Here is a 6,665-nt window from a genome sequence, read left to right on the forward strand (position 1 = left end):
ATGCTTTTCTTTTTGAAAGAGAGGTTAGATGATGAAAAGTACGAAATTTATTACTGAGGGTGCAGCGTTATTGGCAATATATGCAATTTTATTGCTTATATCTATGTATGTTCCGATTTTAGGTACAGTTGCAATATTTGCGTTGCCGTTACCATTTATATTATTAACAGTAAGACATAAACTATCTAATGTGCTCATGATTTTTGTAGCGGCGCTTTTTGTTACAATTATCGTGAGTCAGCCGATTAGTCTCATAAAGACAGTGATGTTTGGATTAATAGGTGTTGTATTAGGATATATGTATAAAAAAGGGAAAAAACCAGTGGAAATATTGATAGCTGGAACACTGGGATATTTAATTGGTATAATGCTCATTTATGTTGGAAGTATAAAATTTTTCAACATAGATTTAATGAAGCAAATACAAAATATGTTTAGTGAAAGTATAGCGCAAAGTGAAAAAATAGCAAATGCGGCTGGTATGCCAGTTAGTAAAGAACAAAAAGAGTTATTTGCACAAATGAATGATATATTACAAACGTTATTTCCAAGTATAATTGTGCTAGTTTCTGTATGTTTTTCTTGGATCACAGTGATAATATCAGGTAGTGTTTTGAGAAAGTTAAAGTACGACACGACGCCTTGGCCTAAATTTAAAGATATACAATTGCCAAAGAGTATTGTCTGGTATTACGTCATATTTATTTTGCTATCAACTTTCATGAAAGTTGAACCAACATCATATTTACATATGGTATTTTCTAATCTATATGTAATCTTTGCTTTGCTACTTGTATTGCAAGGATTAACGTTTATCACTTTTTTAGCACACAAAAAAGGTTTTACGAAAGGCGTTCCTATTATTAGTTTTATTGTATGTATGTTTATTCCAATGCTGTTTCCTCTTGTGACAATCTTAGGTATAATTGATTTAGGGATTTCATTGCGTTCTAAAATTCAATGAAAAACAAAGGGATAAAATAGCATGTTTATGCTATTTTAAGGTGTTTAATCTGTTTAACTAACTAGAAATGGAGTTAGTTTTACGTTATAGGAGTTGTATACATGCCTGAATTTTATAAGAAACAGTGGTTTTTATATCCTGTTTACGTATTGGCATTTTTTGTGTTGGTGCTAATCTCGATTCTTTGTTATTTTCACTTAATTATGGGGATAGCCGCCTTTTTTATTTTTAGCATCGTTTTCTTTTTGGTTATACGATTTGAACTTACTTTTCAAAGGAACTTTGAAAAATATACGACAGATATGGTTACTAGGGTAAAAAAGGTGAGTAACGAAGCATTCAATCAGATGCCAATTGGTATATTGTTATACAATAAGGATTATGGGATTGATTGGGCAAATCCTTACTTGTCTTCATGTTTGGGGCAACACGCATTAGCTGGGTGGCATCTGTACGATGTATCAGAAACATTACTCCTTTTTATTAAAGGAGAGACTTCTGATGATATAGTATCATTAAATAGTCGAAAGTTTCGTGTATTTGTAAGGAAAGAAGAAAAACTAATTTATTTTTTTGATGTAACTGAGCAAACAGAGATTGAAAAAATGTATGAGGATCAGCGTACGGTTTTAGCTGTTATTTATTTAGATAATTATGATGAAGTTACACAAGGATTAGATGATCAATTACGTACGAATATAACAAGCCTTGTCACGTCGCGTCTAAATGAATGGGCTGTTAAGTATGGTGCATATTTGAAACGTGCATCTTCAGAAAGATTCTTCGTTGTACTAAATGAAAGTATTTTAGCTCAAATGGAGAAAGGAAAATTTAGCATTTTGGATCAAGTGCGTGAAGAAACATCCAAAAGGAATATACCACTTACATTAAGTGTTGGTGTTGGCTCAGGTGATTTACCTTTATCGGAGCTTGGAGCCATGGCTCAATCTGGTTTAGACCTTGCGTTAGGACGAGGAGGAGACCAAGTAGCTATTAAACAGGCAACGGGTAAAGTTAAGTTTTTCGGTGGTAAGACGAATCCGGTCGAAAAGCGTACTCGTGTACGTGCTAGAGTTATTTCGCATGCATTAAAGGATTTAGTATTAGAAAGCAGTAATGTCATTATAATGGGGCATAGAGCTCCTGATATGGATGCGATTGGTGCAGCGATTGGTATTTTAAAGGTAGCTCAATTAAATGAGCGCAAAGGATATATTGTATTAGACGAAAATGATTCGGATAAAGGAATCAAACGTTTGATGGATAAAGTGAAACAAAATGAAGAGTTATGGTCACACTTTATTACACCAGGGCAAGCGATGGAATTTGCAAATGATGATTCATTACTTGTTGTTGTTGACACGCATAAACCTTCGATGGTGATGGAGGAAAAACTGTTACATAAGATTGAAAATGTAGTGGTTATTGATCATCATCGCCGCGGGGAAGATTTCATTGAAGATCCATTGCTTGTTTATATGGAACCGTATGCTTCTTCAACAGCAGAGCTTGTTACAGAATTACTTGAGTATCAACCGAAAAATTTAAAGATGACAATGTTAGAAGCAACGGCATTGTTAGCTGGTATTATCGTTGATACGAAAAGTTTTACATTCCGTACAGGTGCTCGCACATTTGATGCAGCTTCTTATTTACGCTCGCATGGTGCAGACACTGTACTTGTACAAGAACTTTTAAAAGAAGACATGAATCAGTATTTACGAGTTGCAAAAGCCATTAAAAATGCGTACATTTATAAAAATGGAATTGCGATTGCTAAAGTTGATAGTGATGATTATTATGATCAGGTGCTTATTGCGCAATCAGCAGATACGTTATTGACGATGACAGGTATCATTGCATCATTTGTTATTGCGAAACGTGGAGAGAATTTCATTGGAATTAGCGGTAGGTCTTTAGGTGAATTGAATGTACAGCTAATCATGGAGAATTTAGGAGGTGGCGGGCATTTGACAAATGCAGCCACACAAATGAAAAATGTTACAGTAGATGAAGCTGAGGAGAAGCTTCAATTTGTTATTGATGACTATTTACAGGGAGGCACACAATCATGAAAGTAATTTTTCTAAAAGACGTAAAAGGTAAAGGGAAAAAAGGAGAAATAAAAAACGTACCAGACGGTTATGCAAACAATTTCTTATTAAAACAAGGATTAGCTGCCGAAGCAACAAACAGCAGTATGAAAACTTTAGAAGCTCAAAAACGTAAAGAAGAAAAAGATGCAGCAGCAGAGCTTGAAAACGCAAAACAATTAAAAGGAACATTAGAGGAACTAACTGTAGAATTAAAGGCAAAATCTGGAGAAGGTGGTCGCTTATTTGGTTCTATCACGAGTAAACAAATTGTAGATGTAATGCAAAAATCACACAAGATTAAACTTGATAAACGTAAATTTGAAATGGACGATGCAATCCGTGCATTAGGTTATACAAACGTCACTGTGAAATTGCATCCGCAAGTAACAGCAACAGTAAAAGTTCATGTTAGTGAACAATAAAAATAAATTAAGCAAGGAGGATTGCGCATGAGTGATGTAATGGCTGATCGTACCCCTCCGCATAATATAGAAGCTGAGCAGGCAGTCTTAGGTGCCATATTAATTGATCAGGATGCTTTAACGTCAGCATCGGAACTATTGGTACCTGACTCATTTTATCGAACGAAACATCAAAAGATTTTTGAAGTCATGCTTGGGTTGTCTGATAAGGGAGAACCAATTGACTTAGTAATAATGACATCATCGATGGCTGATCAAGGATTACTAGAAGAAGTTGGTGGGGTTTCTTATCTAGCAGAGTTAGCAGAAGTTGTTCCAACAGCTGCTAACGTAGAATATTATGCACGCATCATCGCTGAAAAGGCGCTTTTACGTCGTTTAATTCGAACGGCGACTCATATTGTATCGGATGGATACGAGAGAGAAGATGATGTGGACGGCCTTTTAAATGAGGCTGAGAAAAAAATATTAGAAGTATCTCATCAAACAAATGCAAAAGCATTTCAAAACATTAAAGATGTTCTTGTAGATGCTTATGATAAAATTGAACTTTTGCATAATCAAAAAGGTGAAGTTACGGGAATACCAACTGGATTTACTGAATTAGATAAGATGACCGCAGGTTTTCAGCGAAATGATTTGATTATCGTGGCGGCGCGTCCATCGGTAGGAAAAACTGCATTTTCATTAAATATCGCACAAAACGTAGCGACAAAAACGGATGAAAATGTAGCGATTTTCAGTCTAGAGATGGGCTCTGATCAGCTTGTTATGCGTATGCTTTGTGCAGAAGGAAATATTGATGCACAAAGACTTCGTACCGGTTCATTAACTTCTGATGATTGGGCAAAATTAACAATGGCGATGGGTAGCCTTTCTAATGCTGGTATATATATTGATGATACACCAGGGATTAAAGTGAATGAGATTCGAGCAAAATGTCGTAGGTTAAAGCAAGAACAAGGTCTTGGTATGGTCTTAATTGACTATTTGCAGCTTATTCAAGGTAGCGGGAAATCAGGAGAAAACCGTCAGCAGGAAGTATCTGAGATTTCTCGTACATTAAAAGGGATTGCACGTGAATTGCAAGTGCCTGTTATTGCCTTATCGCAGTTATCTCGTGGTGTAGAATCTCGTCAAGATAAACGTCCAATGATGTCTGATATTCGTGAATCGGGAAGTATCGAGCAGGATGCTGATATTGTAGCTTTCCTATATCGTGAAGATTACTATGACCGAGAAACGGAAAATAAAAACACCATTGAAATTATTATTGCAAAGCAGCGTAATGGTCCCGTAGGTTCAGTAGAGCTTGCATTTGTTAAGGAATTTAATAAATTCGTCAACTTAGAACGACGCTTTGAGGACGGGGCATAAAGGCAGTATAAAAAAGAAACACATTTCTTATAATAAGATGTGTTTCTTTTTTTATATAGGAAAGATAAGGCTTTCATAAGATGAAAATATAATTCTTACGAACGAAAATGAATTTTAATAAAAAAATGTTCGCTTTTTGGTTGACTTCTTTTTCGGTTTTGGTACAATTATATTGTTTGAATAGATCGTTTGAAAATCGCGGAGGTGCTTTAATAATGTCTTCAGTAGTAGTTGTAGGAACACAATGGGGCGACGAAGGAAAAGGTAAAATCACTGATTTTCTTTCTGAGCATGCGGAAGTAGTTGCAAGATATCAAGGTGGAAATAACGCGGGACATACAATTGTTTTCGGCGGAGTTAAATATAAATTACACTTAATTCCATCTGGTATTTTCTATAAAGAGAAAATTTGTGTAATCGGAAACGGATTAGTAGTAGATCCGAAAGCATTACTTGAAGAGTTAAAATACTTACACGATCGTGGTGTAAGTACTGATAATTTACGTGTAAGTAACCGTGCGCACGTTATTTTACCTTATCACTTAAAACAAGATGAGTTAGAAGAAGCGAGTAAAGGTGATAACAAAATCGGTACAACGAAAAAAGGTATCGGTCCTGCATATATGGATAAAGCTGCTCGTATCGGTATCCGTATGGCTGATCTTTTAGACCGTGAAGCATTTAAAGAGAAGCTTGAGCGCAACTTAGTAGAGAAAAATCGTTTATTTGAAAAAATGTACGACACAGAAGGTTTCAGCGTAGAAGATATCTTTGAAGAGTACTTCGAATACGGACAACAAATCGCGCAATATGTATGTGATACATCTGTTGTATTAAATGATGCACTAGATAACAATCATCGTGTATTATTCGAAGGTGCACAAGGTGTTATGCTTGATATTGACCACGGTACGTACCCGTTCGTTACATCTTCTAACCCAATTGCTGGTGGTGTAACAGTTGGAACTGGAGTGGGTCCTGCGAAAGTGACTCGCGTTGTAGGTGTATGTAAAGCATATACAAGCCGCGTAGGTGATGGTCCATTCCCTACTGAACTTAATGATGAAATCGGTCATCAAATTCGTGAAGTTGGTCGTGAATACGGAACAACAACTGGTCGTCCACGCCGCGTAGGTTGGTTCGATAGCGTTGTTGTAAGACATGCACGTCGTGTTAGTGGTTTAACAGATCTATCATTAAATTCTATCGACGTTCTAACAGGTATTTCAACTCTTAAAATTTGTGTTGCTTACAAGTACAATGGCGAAGTTATCGATGAAGTTCCAGCGAACTTAAATATTTTAGCGAAATGTGAGCCTGTATACGAAGAGCTTCCAGGTTGGACAGAAGATATTACTGGTGTAAAATTATTAGATGAGCTTCCTGAAAATGCAAGAAAATACGTAGAGCGTGTTTCTGAGTTAACAGGAATTCAATTATCTATGTTCTCAGTTGGACCAGATCGTAATCAAACAAATATCGTTCGTAACGTATACGAAGCTTAATTGATATTTTCCAGAAAAAACTCATGTCCGCATGAGTTTTTTCTTATTTTTTATAAAAAAATTAAAAAAGGTATTGCAAAAACAAAAGGAAACATGTTATGATACATCTTGTCGTCACGAAATATGACGTTGGTGAGTATGAGCCATTAGCTCAGTTGGTAGAGCATCTGACTTTTAATCAGAGGGTCGAAGGTTCGAATCCTTCATGGCTCACCATTTTATTTTTCGTGGCCCGTTGGTCAAGTGGTTAAGACACCGCCCTTTCACGGCGGTAACACGGGTTCGAATCCCGTACGGGTCA

5 protein-coding genes and 2 tRNA genes are annotated in these 6,665 nt (G+C 36.2%); all 7 read left to right on the top strand.

The window, feature by feature from the left end; genetic code table 11:
• Nucleotides 1–31 precede the first annotated feature (31 nt).
• The 7 genes from BAU27_RS30190 to BAU27_RS30220 all read left to right on the top strand — a co-directional run bounded on the left by BAU27_RS30190 (nucleotide 32) and on the right by BAU27_RS30220 (nucleotide 6,665).
• The gene (locus BAU27_RS30190) at nucleotides 32–964 is read left to right on the top strand and encodes a YybS family protein (protein ID WP_071772999.1); all 933 of its coding nucleotides are present in this window, start codon (nucleotides 32–34) and stop codon (nucleotides 962–964) included.
• Between the two features lie 101 nt (nucleotides 965–1,065).
• On the top strand, nucleotides 1,066–3,039 hold the full coding sequence (locus tag BAU27_RS30195; protein WP_071773000.1) for a DHH family phosphoesterase: 1,974 nt from the start codon (nucleotides 1,066–1,068) through the stop codon (nucleotides 3,037–3,039).
• Nucleotides 3,036–3,482, top strand: a complete 447-nt coding sequence (gene rplI, locus BAU27_RS30200) for a 50S ribosomal protein L9 (RefSeq protein WP_071744215.1) — start codon at nucleotides 3,036–3,038, stop codon at nucleotides 3,480–3,482. Before BAU27_RS30195 ends, rplI begins: the two co-directional genes overlap by 4 nt.
• 27 nt (nucleotides 3,483–3,509) lie before the next feature.
• Complete coding sequence (gene dnaB, locus BAU27_RS30205; protein WP_071744214.1) at nucleotides 3,510–4,859, top strand: replicative DNA helicase; 1,350 nt, start codon at nucleotides 3,510–3,512, stop codon at nucleotides 4,857–4,859.
• 215 nt (nucleotides 4,860–5,074) lie between these two features.
• Nucleotides 5,075–6,364, top strand: coding sequence for an adenylosuccinate synthase (locus BAU27_RS30210; protein WP_071773001.1), 1,290 nt, complete (start codon nucleotides 5,075–5,077; stop codon nucleotides 6,362–6,364).
• A gap of 140 nt (nucleotides 6,365–6,504) precedes the next feature.
• Nucleotides 6,505–6,580: transfer RNA gene (locus BAU27_RS30215), tRNA-Lys, on the top strand.
• A gap of 13 nt (nucleotides 6,581–6,593) precedes the next feature.
• Nucleotides 6,594–6,665 (top strand) — tRNA-Glu (locus tag BAU27_RS30220).

The sequence above is a fragment of the Bacillus sp. NH11B genome, assembly GCF_001884205.1.
GTDB classification, from domain to species: domain Bacteria; phylum Bacillota; class Bacilli; order Bacillales; family Bacillaceae_G; genus Bacillus_A; species Bacillus_A proteolyticus.